15 protein-coding genes are annotated in these 14,841 nt (G+C 55.5%); 7 read left to right on the top strand and 8 right to left on the bottom strand.

Going from position 1 to position 14,841, the window contains the following annotated elements; genetic code table 11:
* Positions 1-68: 68 nt before the first annotated feature.
* Positions 69-1,049 (bottom strand): calcium/sodium antiporter, encoded by a 981-nt coding sequence (locus EYC98_RS16485; RefSeq protein WP_279246472.1) that lies wholly within the window; start codon positions 1,047-1,049, stop codon positions 69-71.
* A gap of 162 nt (positions 1,050-1,211) precedes the next feature.
* Between EYC98_RS16485 and EYC98_RS16480 the strand changes: the two genes are divergently transcribed.
* The 4 genes from EYC98_RS16480 to hisD all read left to right on the top strand — a co-directional run bounded on the left by EYC98_RS16480 (position 1,212) and on the right by hisD (position 4,150).
* Positions 1,212-1,868: an MlaC/ttg2D family ABC transporter substrate-binding protein gene (locus tag EYC98_RS16480; RefSeq protein ID WP_279246471.1), complete on the top strand. Its 657-nt coding sequence runs from the start codon at positions 1,212-1,214 to the stop codon at positions 1,866-1,868.
* A gap of 109 nt (positions 1,869-1,977) precedes the next feature.
* Complete coding sequence (locus EYC98_RS16475; protein ID WP_279246470.1) at positions 1,978-2,217, top strand: BolA family protein; 240 nt, start codon at positions 1,978-1,980, stop codon at positions 2,215-2,217.
* On the top strand, positions 2,214-2,855 hold the full coding sequence (gene hisG, locus EYC98_RS16470) for an ATP phosphoribosyltransferase (protein ID WP_279246469.1): 642 nt from the start codon (positions 2,214-2,216) through the stop codon (positions 2,853-2,855). Before EYC98_RS16475 ends, hisG begins: the two co-directional genes overlap by 4 nt.
* Positions 2,852-4,150, top strand: coding sequence for a histidinol dehydrogenase (gene hisD, locus EYC98_RS16465; RefSeq protein WP_279246468.1), 1,299 nt, complete (start codon positions 2,852-2,854; stop codon positions 4,148-4,150). The genes hisG and hisD overlap by 4 nt, the downstream gene beginning before the upstream one ends.
* 38 nt (positions 4,151-4,188) lie before the next feature.
* On the opposite strand, the gene EYC98_RS16460 is transcribed toward hisD, so the two are convergent.
* The gene (locus EYC98_RS16460; protein ID WP_320415563.1) at positions 4,189-5,274 is read right to left on the bottom strand and encodes a S1C family serine protease; all 1,086 of its coding nucleotides are present in this window, start codon (positions 5,272-5,274) and stop codon (positions 4,189-4,191) included.
* A 61-nt stretch (positions 5,275-5,335) separates the two neighbouring features.
* On the opposite strand from EYC98_RS16460, the gene EYC98_RS16455 reads away from it, so the two are divergent.
* Positions 5,336-6,097, top strand: coding sequence for a Nif3-like dinuclear metal center hexameric protein (locus tag EYC98_RS16455; protein WP_420887185.1), 762 nt, complete (start codon positions 5,336-5,338; stop codon positions 6,095-6,097).
* 7 nt (positions 6,098-6,104) lie between these two features.
* On the opposite strand, the gene EYC98_RS16450 is transcribed toward EYC98_RS16455, so the two are convergent.
* Positions 6,105-6,602 (bottom strand): Z-ring associated ZapG family protein, encoded by a 498-nt coding sequence (locus tag EYC98_RS16450; RefSeq protein ID WP_279246467.1) that lies wholly within the window; start codon positions 6,600-6,602, stop codon positions 6,105-6,107.
* A 150-nt stretch (positions 6,603-6,752) separates the two neighbouring features.
* On the opposite strand from EYC98_RS16450, the gene zapE reads away from it, so the two are divergent.
* Positions 6,753-7,862 carry a cell division protein ZapE gene (gene zapE, locus EYC98_RS16445; protein ID WP_279246466.1) on the top strand — a complete coding sequence of 370 codons (1,110 nt, stop codon included), beginning with the start codon at positions 6,753-6,755 and terminating at the stop codon, positions 7,860-7,862.
* 15 nt (positions 7,863-7,877) lie between these two features.
* On the opposite strand, the gene EYC98_RS16440 is transcribed toward zapE, so the two are convergent.
* The 5 genes from EYC98_RS16440 to EYC98_RS16420 form a co-directional block, all read right to left on the bottom strand.
* Positions 7,878-8,813: a lysophospholipid acyltransferase family protein gene (locus tag EYC98_RS16440; RefSeq protein ID WP_279246465.1), complete on the bottom strand. Its 936-nt coding sequence runs from the start codon at positions 8,811-8,813 to the stop codon at positions 7,878-7,880.
* Positions 8,814-8,822: 9 nt separating this feature from the next.
* Positions 8,823-9,434, bottom strand: a complete 612-nt coding sequence (locus EYC98_RS16435) for a sterol desaturase family protein (protein ID WP_279246464.1) — start codon at positions 9,432-9,434, stop codon at positions 8,823-8,825.
* Entirely contained in the window at positions 9,424-10,416 is a 993-nt protein-coding gene (locus EYC98_RS16430; protein ID WP_279246463.1) for a lysophospholipid acyltransferase family protein, read from the bottom strand. Before EYC98_RS16430 ends, EYC98_RS16435 begins: the two co-directional genes overlap by 11 nt.
* Positions 10,417-10,514: 98 nt before the next feature.
* Positions 10,515-11,423, bottom strand: coding sequence for an NAD-dependent epimerase/dehydratase family protein (locus tag EYC98_RS16425; protein WP_279246624.1), 909 nt, complete (start codon positions 11,421-11,423; stop codon positions 10,515-10,517).
* Between the two features lie 17 nt (positions 11,424-11,440).
* Positions 11,441-13,213 (bottom strand): fatty acyl-AMP ligase, encoded by a 1,773-nt coding sequence (locus tag EYC98_RS16420; RefSeq protein ID WP_279246462.1) that lies wholly within the window; start codon positions 13,211-13,213, stop codon positions 11,441-11,443.
* A gap of 478 nt (positions 13,214-13,691) precedes the next feature.
* Here EYC98_RS16420 and EYC98_RS16415 point away from each other — a divergent pair, with 478 nt between their 5' ends.
* Positions 13,692-14,837, top strand: a complete 1,146-nt coding sequence (locus EYC98_RS16415; RefSeq protein ID WP_279246461.1) for a hypothetical protein — start codon at positions 13,692-13,694, stop codon at positions 14,835-14,837.
* Positions 14,838-14,841 lie beyond the last annotated feature (4 nt).

The raw sequence follows: 14,841 nt of genomic DNA, 5'->3' as shown, positions 1-14,841 counted from the left end.
CCGACGCCAGAAAATCAGGGTTGGATACTTTTGACACGATGGGGGTCCCCAGTTTGTTGGGTGATGGCTCAGGCCGTCAAATACAGGAAGTAATAATACAGTGCGTAGGCTGCCAGTAACAATGCACCAATGCTCCTGCCAACATGGATGTTGCCGCCTTCGTTACGACATTTGGGGCGCAGTAGGCTCAGGTATAACACCGCAGCCAGCAGCAGCGTGATCCCCGTCATGGAGGCGTAGTCGCGGATCAGCACCATAGGCTCGAGGTACTCAACGGCAAACATCCCCGGTAGTGACATTACGCCCAGCAGGTTGAAAATGTTGGAGCCGACTACGTTGCCCAGAGCAATTTCGCCGTGGCCTTTGAGGGCACTGGCCATGGTTGCGGCCAGTTCTGGCAGGCTGGTGCCGATAGCAACAATAGTCAGTCCAATCACTAATTGACTGACGCCGAGTTCAATAGCGACTTTGCTGGCGCCCCACACCAGCAGTTTGGAGCTGGCGATTAGCAGCACCAGGCCGATGATAAAGCTCACCCAGGCGCGCACTGGCTGCATATGGGGCAAATCTTCAACCCCGGCTTCTTCATTGGCATCGGGGTCATGAGACTGGCTATTAATCATTTCAAACAGTATGAATGCCAGTGCCCCCAGCATCAGCAATCCGTCAAGAAGGTCCAGCTTGCCATCAAGTAGTAAAAGACCGCAGGCGATCGTGATGGCCATCAAGGTCGGTAGTTCCCGGCGCAGTCGCGCCCGGTGCACGGGCAGTGGTGCGATCAGTGCGGTCAGCCCAAGCACCAGGCCAACGTTGGCAATATTGGAGCCGATAGCATTACCTATCGCCAGTTCGCCCACGTCCGACATGGCAGCAGTAATCGCGACCAAAACCTCGGGGGCTGATGTGCCCAGGGAAACAATGGTGAGGCCAATCAAGATAGGCGACATGCCCATGTTTTCTGCCATAGAAGCAGCGCCTGCAACAAACAGGTCTGCGCTCCAAACTAGCACGATGAATCCAATCAGTATGGCAGCTGACGCGATCAGCATATAAAGTATAATCCTGTTAAAGTATGCCCCGCCCCGCATGGCGGTGACTGCTGCGGTTGAACTTGCGACGCCGCTGGAGGTCAATAACGGAAGACCGGGGGCGAACAGTATATCGTGGAAGCAGGTAACGGAAAGGCCAAATTTGGCTCGCAGGAAATTATTATGTTTGACAGCTTGATGAAAGTAATAGCCATACTCGCTTTTTTAGCAGTGCCGGTAGTGGGCGCAGCAGAGACCGCCGCCCCTAGCGCACAACAGTTGGTTACATCGGCAACGGACCGCGTCATGGTGGTGGTACAAGCCGCGCCTGATTATATTGATGAAGATCCCGAGCGCTATTACGCTGAATTATTGGTTATTTTAGATGAGGTTGTTGATTTTTCTGGCTTTGCCAAGGGTGTAATGGGTACTTATGCGACCAAGTCCTATTACCAGTCGCTGTCCGCTGAAGGCAAAGCGCAGTTGCGAGAGCACGTAAAGAGTTTCACGCAGGAAATGCGCTTCGGCTTGGTCCGTACTTACGGTAAGGGACTGCTCGCTTTTGGCGGTAGCCGGGTAGAGGTATTACCCACCGACGCGGAAGAGGAAAAAGGCAACAAAGTTTCAGTAGTACAACTGATTCACGGCGATGCCGACGAACCTTATCAAATTTACTATCAGATGCGCCGGGCGCGCTCCGGCGACTGGCGCTTGCGTAATCTGATTGTGGAATCAATCAATCTCGGGCAGGTCTACCGTAACCAGTTTCAGGCCGCAGTGCGAGATAACAACGGCGACCTCAAAGCAGTGATAGATAACTGGACCCCCGAAGAAATCTAGCGCGCACGGGGTTGCGACCTGATTCGCCTTTATTGATCAAATCGCCTAGAATGCCGCGTTTTTAGAGGTGCCGCACAAGTTCAGTGCCGGCGCGAGAAAGGAGTGCACCATGCAGACCAGTGATATCGAAGGATTGCTACACAGCGGGCTGAAGGATTGTGAGGTCAGCGTAAGCGGTGAAGGCAATCACTTTGACATATTGGTAGTGGGTGAGATCTTCGCCGGCCTGCGCCCGGTCAAGAAACAGCAGATGGTCTATGCAGTGCTGCGTGAACAGATCGCAGATGGCAGCATCCATGCCGTAAACATCCGCACCTTTACTGCGGCGGAGTGGGCGCAGCAGCAATGAGTGCCGAGCTGACTCTGGCGCTGACCAAGGGCCGGATACTGAAAGAAACTCTGCCGTTGCTGGCCGCCGCCGGTATAGCGCCGCTCGAGGACATTGCCAGCAGCAGAAAGCTGGTATTTGACACTACGATGCCGGGCGTAAGGCTAATGATTATTCGGGGCACAGATGTGCCCACGTATGTCCGTCATGGAGCGGCCGATATAGGCGTGGTAGGAAAAGATATTCTGCTGGAAAATGGCGCCGAAGGTCTTTATGAGCCGCTGGACCTGGGTATTGCATGTTGCCAAATGATGACTGCGGGTCCTGCAGGTTGGAGCCCCGGTAGCAGTCGGGTGCGGGTGGCTACCAAGTTTACGCGCATTGCACAGCAGTATTTTGCCGAGCAGGGAATTCATGCGGACGTGATAAAACTCTATGGGGCTATGGAACTGGCCCCGATGATGAATCTGGCGGATATCATTGTAGACATCGTAGACACTGGCAACACGTTGCGCGCCAATGGCCTGCAGCCTTTGCAAAAAATTGCTGATATTTCCTCACGACTGGTGGTCAATAAGGCCGCCATGCGTTCGAAGCATGAGGCTATTCAGGCCATTGTTGATGCAGTGGGGTTGGCGGTAGAGGGGCAGTCGGTTTGAAGTGGCTGCGCAGTACCGATACCGACTTTGCCGACAGCCTGCGTGCGCTGACTGCATGGAATGAAACCGAAGATCCCGCGGTGGTTAGCAGCGTCGATGCTATTGTCCGGGATGTTATCGCGCGCGGTGATGCCGCGGTGCTTGATTATAGCCACCGCTTCGACGGCCTCAGCGTGGCAAGTGTCAGTCAGTTGGAAGTGCATCAGCCGAGGTTGCAGGCAGCTTTAGGGGCTATTTCTGCGCCACAACGCGAGGCACTGGAGCAGGCATCCACACGCATCCGCGATTATCATGAACACCAGCTGCAGGACTCCTGGAGTTATCGGGATGCCCATGGCAACCGTCTGGGCCAGCAGTTGACACCGCTGCAGCGCGTTGGCGTTTACGTTCCGGGTGGAAAAGCCAGTTATCCCTCCTCAGTGTTGATGAATGTGATTCCCGCCAAAGTGGCCGGTGTCGAGGAAATTGTAATGGTGGTGCCAGCACCCACTGGTAATATAAACGACATGGTTTTGGCTGCAGCCGCGATTGCTGGCGCCGACCGGGTGTTTACGGTTGGCGGTGCCCACGCTGTCGCGGCGCTGGCCTACGGTACTGAGACCATTCCCCGGGTCGACAAAATCGTCGGCCCAGGCAACATATATGTGGCGACCGCCAAGCGTCGTGTATTTGGCCAGGTAGGCATCGACATGGTTGCCGGGCCCTCTGAAATACTGATTATCAGCGATGGCGATAGCAATCCGGACTGGATTGCCATGGATCTGTTCTCTCAGGCTGAACATGATGAAAATGCGCAGTCTATTCTGTTGTCACCGGACCGAGAGTTTCTGTCAGCAGTGAGTGCCAGTATCGACCGATTACTGCCCACTATGGAGCGCGCAGAGATTATTACGGCTTCGTTGGAGCGCCGCGGCGCCATGATAGAAACGGTTGACCTGGCAGATGCAGTCAATATTTCGAATCGTATTGCGCCGGAACACCTTGAGCTGGCAGTGGCAGAGCCGGAGCAGTGGTTGCCTGAAATCAGGCATGCGGGCGCCATTTTTATGGGCCGCTACACACCCGAGGCGCTGGGAGATTACTGCGCTGGACCGAATCATGTGCTGCCAACGGCTGGCACTGCGCGGTTCTCTTCACCCCTGGGAGTTTATGATTTCCAGAAACGCAGTTCGATTATTCACTGCAGCCCGGAGGGTGCGCAGGCCTTGGCGCCTCTGGCGAGCACGTTGGCGCGCGGTGAGTCACTGGAGGCGCATGCGCGCTCTGCTGAATACCGTATTGATACTGATAGCTGAGCCCGACGTTAATCCATCGAGCATTGCAATTGCGCTCTTCAGCGGTTGTTGCTGGGACGCTCGCCGATAATAGCCTGCAGTGACAGTTGTTGCGTGTTGCGCCGTAGTTGGATATCGATGATGTCTCCCGGGCGCATCTGAGCAATTTGTTGCATAGTGAGTCGTGCGTCGACAATCGCCTGCTCGTCAAAGTGGGTAATGATATCGCCTGGCAACAAGCCAGCTTTTTGCGCGGGACCGCCAGCATCCGTGGCCTTTACTAACAGGGCGCTGCCGCCGTTGCTTGGCACCGGTTTCACGTCCAGCCCCATCCAGCCCCGAATGACTTTGCCGTATTGCACCAGGTCTGCCATCACATTCAATGCCAGATCGGCGGGTATAGTCAGACCGATATTAGTGGCGGCGCCCTCGCTCTGCACGTTGGCGGTATTAATCCCCAGCAGGTGGCCTCGGGTATCAATCAGTGCGCCGCCAGAATTACCTTGATTGATGGCCGCATCGGTCTGAATAAAGTCCTCATAGGTGCTGAGCTTTAGCCCATAGCGGCCTAGCCCGGAAATGATGCCTTGAGAGACGGAGTGGCCGAAGCCGTAGGGGTTGCCGATTGCCAATACCACATCTCCCACCCGAGCCTGATCCGGGCTGCCTTGAGTGATAGCCTGGAGATTGTCGAGCTCCACCTGCAATACTGCGAGGTCTGTATCGGCATCGCTGCCGACGACGCGCGCCAGCACCTCTCGGCCGTCGTAAAACGCGACCCGGATTTCGTCTGCGCCTGCCACCACATGGCGATTGGTGAGTATGAGCCCCTCGCTGCTGACGATTACCCCTGAGCCGAGAGAGTTTTCCATGCGCTCACGCGGCATAGCGCTGCTGCGGAAAAATCGTCTGAAGAAGGGGTCATTCATTAGCGGATGAATTCGCTCACGCACTAGCTTACTGGTATAGATATTCACTACCGCTGGTACAGCACTGGCCACGACATCCGCGTAGCTGCCGCGTTCCGCAATGGCGTTGACTTTGTGTTCCAGGTTCTGGAAATTATGCCATTGCAGAAGCAGCACGGCCGCCAGCAGTCCGGCGATGGCCGGCCAGGTAAATAATTTCAGCGCCTTGTTCAACAAGCGAATGACTCCTGTGCTGTTGGCGTTATTATGAACGGATAATTTGGTCGAGGAATGTTACATGACAGTACCACTGAAAGACATGGTTGCCACGCTGGAGCAGTGGTTGCGTCCGGCGCTCTTTGCGGATTATTGCCCCAACGGATTGCAAGTGGAAGGCACAGCCAGTGTCGGTAAAGTGGTGTCAGGTGTGACCGCCTGCCAGGCCTTGCTGGATGCCGCGATCGACAGCGGTGCGGATGCGATACTGGTGCACCATGGCGTGTTCTGGAAGGGTGATAGTCCAGTCCTGACGGGTATGCTAAAGCGGCGAATCGCGGCGCTATTGCGCGCGGATGTCAGTCTGTTGGCTTACCACCTGCCGTTGGATGCCCATCCCGAGTTTGGCAATAATGCGATGCTGGCGCGGTTGTTGGATATCACTGAAGAGGGGCTGCTTGACCCGACTGACCCTCAGGGGGTTGGTAATTATGGTCATTTTTCCAAGCCACTGTCGCTGGCTGAGTTGCTGCAGCGATTAGAGCAGCAGCTAGGCCAGGTACCTTTACATATCGGTGATCCGAAGGCACAGGTACAACGCGTAGCCTGGTGCACTGGTGGCGCCCAGAGTTATATCGATCAGGCTGTTGCCGCGGGTGCGGAAGTGTTTATCACCGGGGAGGTATCAGAGCAAACTGTGCATATCGCGCGGGAGGAGGGTATTCACTTTATTGCCGCCGGACATCATGCAACCGAACGCGGCGGAGTGCGCGCGCTGGGAGAGAAACTGCAGGTGGAGCTGGGACTTAACCACGAGTTTATCGATATTCCCAACCCGGTTTGAAGCAGATTTAGAGTTTTGCCGCTGCTATGGGTTGGGTGTCTATCACCGGCTCTGGAATAGGCTCGGGCTCGATTTTGTCCAGTCCAAATTCTTCGTTGAGCATGCCTGGCTCGTGCGGCGATATCTTGGGTGCATAGTCCAGAGGTGGTTGGGAGGCCTCGGTAACAGGAGTAGCGGTCTGATTGTCGATTGAAAAATCTGGCAGCGGTGTTAGCTGCGGGCCCTGTTCGGCACCTGTCAGTCGATCGGCGCCCTCCGCCAAGTGGTTGTGGACGTTGCGATAGCTCTGCGCCAACGTACCCAGTAGTTTGCCCGTATCGGCAAAGTGCTCGGAGACTTCAAGCTGATAGTTGCGCTGTTGCTCAAGCGCACGCTCCAGATTGCGCTCCAATTCGCGCTGACGCTTAGTGTCAGGCGACAGGCGGCGGCTAACAAAGGCACCGACGCCCAGCCCTAACAGGAGGGCGATAATAATGGCGAGAATAAGGGTGTTGTCACTGTACACTGAGGTTTCCCCGTTAACGGCTCTGAGATGGTGGTGTGGATTATACCCCGATAGATGCAGCTGCGGTATGGTCGCGGCACAACGTTGCCAACTAAACGCGCGCTGGTTAAAGTGTGCGTCCCCTCCACTGGAGCAATTTGCAGACCTGATATGAGTACTCCGCTTGAGCGCTATCGGCAAGACCTGGAGCGCGATGGATTCGTCGAGGATGCCGCGCAACTACAAGCGGTGCAGGCGCTGGAAGCAGTTTACCAGGGCCTGGTAGCGGCTGAGTCAGAGCGCTCTGAAGGCGGAGCACTCGGGCGCTGGTGGCGCCGCATCAGGCCAGAGGAGGCGCAGGCGCCGGTACCGGGATTGTATATGTGGGGGGGTGTTGGTCGTGGCAAAACCTATCTCGTCGATACTTTCTACGATTGCCTCCCATTTGAGCGTAAGTTGCGCATTCACTTTCATCGCTTTATGCAGCGTGTGCATAATGAATTGACGCAGTTAGAGGGCACCGTTAACCCCCTGCTGACCGTTGCCGACCGGCTGGCTCGCGAGGCCAGAGTGTTGTGCTTTGACGAATTTTTTGTCTCTGATATCACCGATGCCATGATTCTCGGTGGACTGATGGAGGCCCTGTTTGAGCGCGGCGTCACTCTGGTTGCGACATCTAATATCGCCCCAGATCTGCTTTACCAAAATGGGCTACAGCGTCAGCGTTTCCTGCCAGCCATTGCCCTGGTGAAGCAGCATACCCGCGTGTTGAACGTTGATGGTGGCATAGATTACCGGTTGCGCGTGCTGGAGAAGGCTGAGCTTTATCATTGGCCGTTGGATGCGGAAGCCGAAATTAGCCTCAAACAGAGCTTTGACGACCTGGTTCCTGAGACTGGCTATCAATGGGAAAGGTTGGAAATTAATGGCCGCTATCTCAGCTCGCGTTGGGCCTTTGACGATGTTGTGTGGTTCGAATTTACTGAGCTTTGTGATGGCCCTCGCAGCCAAAATGATTACATTGAGCTGGCACGCATTTATCATGCGGTGTTGCTGGGTAACGTACCGCAGATGGGCCGCACCAGCGATGATCAGGCGCGACGCTTTGTGAATCTGGTGGATGAGTTTTATGACCGCAACGTCAAGCTCATTATATCGGCCGAGGTACCGTTACTAGAGCTGTATACCGGTGGTCGCCTTGAGTTTGAGTTTCAGCGTACGGTCAGTCGCTTGCAGGAAATGCAAAGCCACGATTATCTGGCTCGCTCCCACCGTCCCTAGTAGCTCGGCAGGTTCTCATGGTTTTCCAGGCTTGGGCCAACGCCGTTTCAGGCACATCCATTGCTCGGGGGTCTCGCGTATCCAGCTTTCAAAGTGCTGGTTGATCTGGCGCGTCATATCCAGCGTCTGATTGGCTTTGCTGGCGTTGGGATCAGAGCTGATGATGGGGTCGTAGACGTTAACACGGAAATACCCGGGCTCTAGCCGTTCAGCCCTAATGGGTATCAGGGCTGCCTGCGCGTTGCCTAGTGCTAGCCTGGCTGCGGTGGTGTTGGTCAGCGCATCGACGCCAAAAAATGGTATGGGGCTGCCGCTATCGAGGCGATTGTCCATTGCCAGTCCGATACTATTGCCTGCATTCAATTCGCGCATAAGCGGGCGCACACCGTCTTCAGTGGGCAGTAACTTAACCCCAAAAGCCTCGCGCAGATCCAGAAACAGATCATGTAACGTCGGGTTGGTTTCCGCCGCATACACTGTGGTGATGGTTAGATCCTGATGCAGTGATATCAGGTTGGTCAACTGCCATGCACCGACGTGCGCAGTGACAAAGACGGTGGGCCGTTGTGCCTGCAGGTGGGCCAGCGCCTGCGGTGCTATTACAAATTCCATGCGCTGCTCACGCTCGGCCCATAGCTGTCGCATCTTGACCAGTTCTACCGTGGCCATGCCCAGTTGCCCGAAGACCTGTTGGCAGAGATCTTCTATTTGTTCATCATTATGGTCGGGAAATACCACGCGCATATTGCGGCGAACGCTTTTGGCTTTGCCGGTGCGCGGCCCCAGTTTTCGGAAAACGGCGGCGGCGATGCGTGAACCGCGCTCAGGTGATAAGCGTTTCAGTATCCAGAAGGCGAAGCTGATGCCAACGGCTTCCAGCCACTGTGCCAAGCGTCCCAGCGCGGGTGCAGCATCGGCGAGTTGCTTGGGGATGACATAGTAGCGAGGCACAGCGCTGTCTTAGTTACCGCTGCCTGCGCTGCCAAACACCTTATCCCACAGCGGTGAACTGACGCCGTAGCGCCCTTTTTCGCCGGAGAAATGGTGTTTGAGATGGTAGTGTTTGATGTATTTCGCCACCGGGTTTTTCATCGGGAAATGATGAGTAGCGTAATGAATGTAATCGTAAATCAGATACCCAATCATGAAAAACGCGCAAAACGGCTCTATCCATGGCGCCGGCACAAACAGCGAGAACAGGAAATACAGGGCGATCATGATGGGGATAGAGCCGCTGGGCGGCATCACCAGACGTGTCTTGTCTTTGGGGTCATCGTGGTGATTACCGTGGAACAGAAATACCAGCCATTTGCCAAACTTGCTCTTGGCAGGAAAATGGAAGGCAAAGCGATGCAGCACATACTCGGTCAGGGTCCACACCAGAATTCCCGCAACAGCGGTCAGTAGCAGCCCTGCTGCTGGCAATTCATGCACCGCAACGCTGCGCCACAGCAGGTAGCTGGCGATTGGCGCCCACAGGAGCAAGGGAATCAGGGGGTGGACATGGGTCAGGCTTTCGAGAAACTTGTTTTCAAACAGCCTGATAGATTGATGTTCGGTTTTACTGGACATTGGAGCGTGCCTCGGTTGCTGTTGGCGCATTATACCCGTCCTGCGCGTTCATTTTAGGCCAAATTCGCTTGCTGCAGAACCAGTCTGCGGGCTCCGCGCGAATCCATTCCTCAAACAGTTCATGGACCTGGGTGACCATGTCAACGGCACGGTCGTCCTCGCTGGCCTCCGGGTTACGTGCAGTTATTGGCGGGTAAAAGATTATTTCAAACTCGGCGCCCTGACGGCGCTCTACCCGCGCCGGTATCAAGTCAATACCATTCTTCAGGGCCAGCTTGGCCGGCAGCAGGGTAGAGGGCTTGGGGCGGCCAAAAAATGGAATCGGATGACCGCCGTCAATACGTCGGTCCATCACCATGCCCGCACTGCGTCCGCGTGCCAGGGCTTTCACCAGGCTGCGGGCGGCTTTATCACGGGGCACCAGTTCGCAGTTCAGTTTCATTCTGGAGGCGAGTAGCATGCGGTCCAGCAGCGGATTGGTGGGTGGGCTGTAGAGGGTGCTGTTGGGGATGCCGAGTCGCCCCATGGCAGAGCCAACCATCTCCCAATTGCTGTGATGCGCGGTGACAATAACTGCCGCAGCGTGCTCGTCGCTGTAGGTGGGTGTGTCTTGCAGAATACGAATATGTAAGCGTTCACGATCCTTGCTGGCGGCAATGCGGTTGAAGTGCGGGTATTCAGCTAGCACGCGACCGGCGCGGCCCCACGAGCGCACCAGCAGTGCCTCTCGTTCCGCCGGAGTCTGTTCCGGAAAAGCGATCGCAAGATTCTCTCTGTACAGCTCAGTTTTACGGCGCAGACGCGGCCCAATAAAGCGCCCGAGGCGCTCACCAAGATTGGACGCGGTATCTGTCGGCAATAGGGCGAACAGGTTGATTAAAAGCCAAACCACTGCGAAATCCAGGCGCCACAGCAGGGCCCGCAAGAACTTGTGCTTGCTGGCGGCTTTACTGAGTGAATTGCCGAGGATGTATTCAGCCACGGTGGTTTCCTTTCATTTGCTTGGGCGGCTCGTTCATCTCGAGCTGCCGATTACATCCGCAGTTTCAGCTGCAAATGTCCTTGCCATTAACCGCTCGCTTACCATAGCCGTGTTATCCCCTGTTCGAGATCGACCCGTGGTTGCCAGCCCAGTAGCGCGGTCAGCTCTTTGTTGTCGACCACCCAGTCCGGGTGCCGCAACTCACGCAACTTGGCTGGCGTGAGCATGGGTGCGTAGCCAAAGCGGCGTGCCAGATACAGATTAAACCCCGCCACACGGTCTGCAGCCCATGTCGGAATGCGCCATATCCTTACCTTTCGCTGCCATACTTTAGCTGCAATAGTGCTCAGTTCGTCCCAGTCGTAGCCGGTTTCGCGACCGTCACACAGGGTATAACTGCGTCCAGGCCAGTTTGCAAGCTCCAACAGACCGACGATGACCTGGACTACGTCGTCGACATGCACCAGTGAGATACGGTTGCCCGGGTTGCCCGGTACTGGTGCCAGCCCGCGCGACATGAGCTTGAATATCGGTAGCATTTCCTTATCACCCGGGCCATATACAGGCGGCGGTCGCAGCCCCACCCATTGCAGGGCGGGGTCAGCGTTGGCAACCAGCATCTCACCCCGATGTTTGCTGGCTGCATACCATGATAGGCCGGGCTCGCGCGCCGCCAATGAGGATAGCAATAGCAAGCGAGCTGGTGTAGCCATGCGCTGTATAGCTTCTACTACGTGCTGAGTTCCGGTTACATTGGTACGGTCGAAGGCGGCCTGCGAAGCCCCGCGCACCGATCCTGCGCAATGAATAACGCAGTCACAGTCAGTGACCAATTCATTCAGTCTGGCAGTACTATCAAGGTCGCCCTGGATTATGTTAACGGCGGCAGGCAACAGTTGCTCGGCTCGCTCTGGACTGCGCACCAGTGCGCGCACATCGAAACCAGCCTCAATCAGTGCGGCGCATATCGCCGCTCCGATAAAACCGGTAGCACCTGTAACCGCGATGATCAGGGGACTACTCCTTAAGCGGAGGCAATCCTTACCCGGACTTCTTCGGCTACCGCAGTCAGACGCTCTTCGTCGTGCTCGGCAATGAAGTCCAGTCGCGCCTTGGCCCGTGACAGCTTGCCCGAGGAGGTCTTGGGCAGTGAGCGGTTGGGTACCAGCTCGACATAGCAGTCGAGACCCAGCTCCATGCGCACCAGTGCGGTCAGGCGTTTTACCAGGTTGAGGCGATTATTGGCGTCAGTCTCGCGGCATTGGACCACGAGTACGCAGAGTTCATCGCCGCCCGCGTCGGGAGCTGAGAAGGCCACCGCGTCACCGACCCGTACTTCGGGTTGGGTTTCTGCAATATGCTCTAAATCCTGTGGCCAGATATTGCGACCGTGGATAATAATAAGGTCTTTCTTGCGCCCGGTAATGGTGAGAGTGCCGTCGACCCGATAGCCAATGTCGCCGGTATTCAACCAGTTATCTTCACACAGAGCTTCGGCGGATTCTTCGGGTAAGTTGTAGTAACCCGACATTACGCTAGGGCCACGTACATAGATCACGCCGCTGCGCCAGTCTTCCAGGCAGTTGCCATCTTCATCGCGAATTTCTACCTCATAACAAGGCAAAGGTTTACCGCAATTGACAAAATGTCGGCCACGACAATCTACATCATCGGGTTCCATGATCACTACTTTGTGGAGGTCAGCGAGTTGGTCGCTGTCGATGTAGTGTGTGGTGTAGGACTCATCCAACGGTGAGAAGCTGACGCCCAGGGTGCACTCTGCCATGCCATAGCAGGCGGTGAAGGCTTTGGGATCAAAGCCCGCAGGTGCTAGCAGTTCGGCAAAGTGATCCAGCGTTTCTGGCCGGATCATTTCAGCACCAATGCCCGCAACGCGCCAGTTACTGAGATCGTAGCTGGCAACGTCTTTCTCGCGAACACGGCGTGCACACAGGTCATAGCCGAAAGAGGGCGCGAAAGAGATGGTGGCTTTGGTCTGCGTCATCAGGTTCAGCCATTGGCGCGGACGTACTGCAAATTCGCGGGTATCCAGATAGTCGACGGAAAGCTGACCGGCGACCGGTGTCAGTACAAAACCGACGAGGCCCATGTCATGATAAAACGGCAGCCAGGACACCAGACGATCTGCGGCGGTAATATCAAGGCCGTGTTGAATAATACCGCTCAGGTTGGCCATGATGGTGTGATGCTTGATGACAACGCCGCGTGGAAAACGCGTGCTGCCAGAAGTGTATTGAATGTAAGAGATATCCTCTGCCTGTATCGTAGGCAGCGGCTGATCAGATTCGGGCAGGGCGTGGAATGCCTCTGGCAAATCAACCATTTTTGTATCCAGTTCCTCAGCGGCTTCCTTGAGGAAGGGCAGGTAGCCCTCAGTTGCGACAGCAACCACCGCGGAGCTTGCTTCCAGCAGGCGATGTAACTGTGCTACGTAGACTGCGTGAGCGCCCATCTTGATGGTGGCAGGCAGTGCCACTGGGATCAGGCCGGCATATTGGCAGGCGAAAAAGAAGCGGACAAAGTCGGAGCTGGTCTCTGCAACCAATGCCACGCGATCGCCCTGCTCCAGGCCATAGCCAAGCAGCTTTCTGGCCAGTGTCTGCGCTTCTGCGCGCAGCTGGCTGTAAGGAATCGTTTCGTAGATTTTACCGCGGCCGGTATAGAAATTGGTGCCGGTGTCGCCCTGAGCTGCATAGTCCAGTGCCTCGGTCAGCGTGGCAAAGTCGGCCGGCCGGAACGGTAGTTGGTGACTGGTTGGAGTCGCGTTAAGTTGCACAATGTTTCCCCCGCACATACTGACGAAAATCGCCGTCAGTGCTCAATGAAGCAGAATTTGCCGATTTGTTTCTGGCAACCTGCAGTTAACGTCCCCAACCTTATCTGGCGGGCGCTTCCCTGCTTGGTGCTGCGGGTGCGCCTCTGACGAGCGTTATATGTTACCTTCACTCGATGGACGCCATATTAGCACCGGGCTTCCGCGAGCGGCTATGCAATAATACCAATAGTCGGGCGATTGTTTCAGAAAATTTTGAGGGGTTCTGGTTCTGATTCGTTTAATACATGGATAGATATTGCACAGAGCTACTATTTCACCTGCTTTCCTCTCGTAACGCATTGAAAATAAAGTATTTTATATTGCACCTCTATTTGTAGGTAAAATTACCGATGCATTTACCCCCGCATTGTTAGTGTCCACTTGCGCGGCTATACTTCCAGCCTTTACCCACCTCCACAGGTTTGAGAACAGCGCGATTATGTCGTCCGCCAACGCCTCTGAAATTGCCATTCGGCCGGTCCTGGACCGCCGCGGTATACGCGATTTTCTCAATGTACCGCGTCTGATATACCAGGACGATCCGCACTGGATTGCGCCGCTCGACTTTGAGCAAAAACAACGCTTTGATCCCAATAACCCGTTCTTCCTCCACGCTAGATGGCAGGCCTGGGTTGCCTATCGTGGTGATCAACCGGTGGGGCGTATCAGCGCGCAAGTAGACGATCTGCATCAGCAGCGTTATCAGGATGATACTGGATACTTCGGTTTGATCGAAGCGGGGGACGATGCAGATCTGTTCGCCCGTTTGTTTGCTGCGGCTGAAGGCTGGTTGCGAGAGCAGGGTATGCGGCGTGTGCGTGGCCCCTACAATCTAGGCGTCAATGAAGAGGTTGGCTTGCTGGTAGACGGCTTTGATACCCCACCTTTTATTATGATGGGTCATGGCAAGCCCTGGTATGACACTCGCGTCGTAGAGCAGGCCTATGTGCCGGCTCAGGACATGTTGGCCTACATGCTGGATACCCGCTTTGAACCGCCCGAGATTATGTTGCGATTGGCTGAGCGAGTGTCAGACAAGGTGACGATTCGGCCGCTGCGGCGCAAGCATCTTGCCGAAGAAGCCGAGATTATGCGTAACATCTTTAATGATGCCTGGCAAAACAACTGGGGCTTTGTGCCTTTCACAGCGGAGGAATACGGTGCGCTGGTGAAGACACTGACCCTTTTGCTACCTGATGAGTATGTGCAAATTGTGGAGTACGAAGGAGAGCCAGCGGCTTTCGTGGTGGTGCTGCCCAATATTAATGAGGCAAGCCGTGACTTGAACGGTAAACTGCTGCCCTTTGGTTGGGTGAAGTTGCTGTGGCGGCTCAAGGTCGTCGGGGTTAAGAGCGCTCGGGTGCCTTTAATGGGCGTAAGGCAGAAATTCCAGAATTCTCGGTTGGGCCCGACCATGGCTTTTATGGGCGTAGACGCGGTGCGCAGGGCAGGCCTTGAATTGGGCGTTGAACGTGCCGAAATGGGCTGGATACTTGAAAGCAATGCCGGCATTCGTAACATCATTGAAACCATTGGCGGAGTCGCCTATAAGCGCTACCGCATGTACGAAAAGACACTAAGTTGACATT

The sequence above is a fragment of the Candidatus Litorirhabdus singularis genome (assembly GCF_026262625.1).
GTDB classification, from domain to species: domain Bacteria; phylum Pseudomonadota; class Gammaproteobacteria; order Pseudomonadales; family Halieaceae; genus Litorirhabdus; species Litorirhabdus singularis.
The sequence above is the reverse complement of the archived record's forward strand: the minus strand, read 5'-3'. Positions and strand labels throughout refer to the sequence as shown.

What these genes read in the sequence shown, in the direction of transcription:
- zapE (WP_279246466.1), top strand. Translation starts at nt 6,753, where the DNA reads ATGAGTACTCCGCTTGAGCGCTATCGGCAAGACCTGGAGCGCGATGGA.
- hisG (WP_279246469.1), top strand. Translation starts at nt 2,214, where the DNA reads ATGAGTGCCGAGCTGACTCTGGCGCTGACCAAGGGCCGGATACTGAAA.
- EYC98_RS16480 (WP_279246471.1), top strand. Translation starts at nt 1,212, where the DNA reads ATGTTTGACAGCTTGATGAAAGTAATAGCCATACTCGCTTTTTTAGCA.
- EYC98_RS16415 (WP_279246461.1), top strand. Translation starts at nt 13,692, where the DNA reads ATGTCGTCCGCCAACGCCTCTGAAATTGCCATTCGGCCGGTCCTGGAC.
- EYC98_RS16435 (WP_279246464.1), bottom strand. Translation starts at nt 9,434, where the DNA reads ATGTCCAGTAAAACCGAACATCAATCTATCAGGCTGTTTGAAAACAAG.
- EYC98_RS16485 (WP_279246472.1), bottom strand. Translation starts at nt 1,049, where the DNA reads ATGCTGATCGCGTCAGCTGCCATACTGATTGGATTCATCGTGCTAGTT.
- EYC98_RS16475 (WP_279246470.1), top strand. Translation starts at nt 1,978, where the DNA reads ATGCAGACCAGTGATATCGAAGGATTGCTACACAGCGGGCTGAAGGAT.
- EYC98_RS16455 (WP_420887185.1), top strand. Translation starts at nt 5,336, where the DNA reads ATGACAGTACCACTGAAAGACATGGTTGCCACGCTGGAGCAGTGGTTG.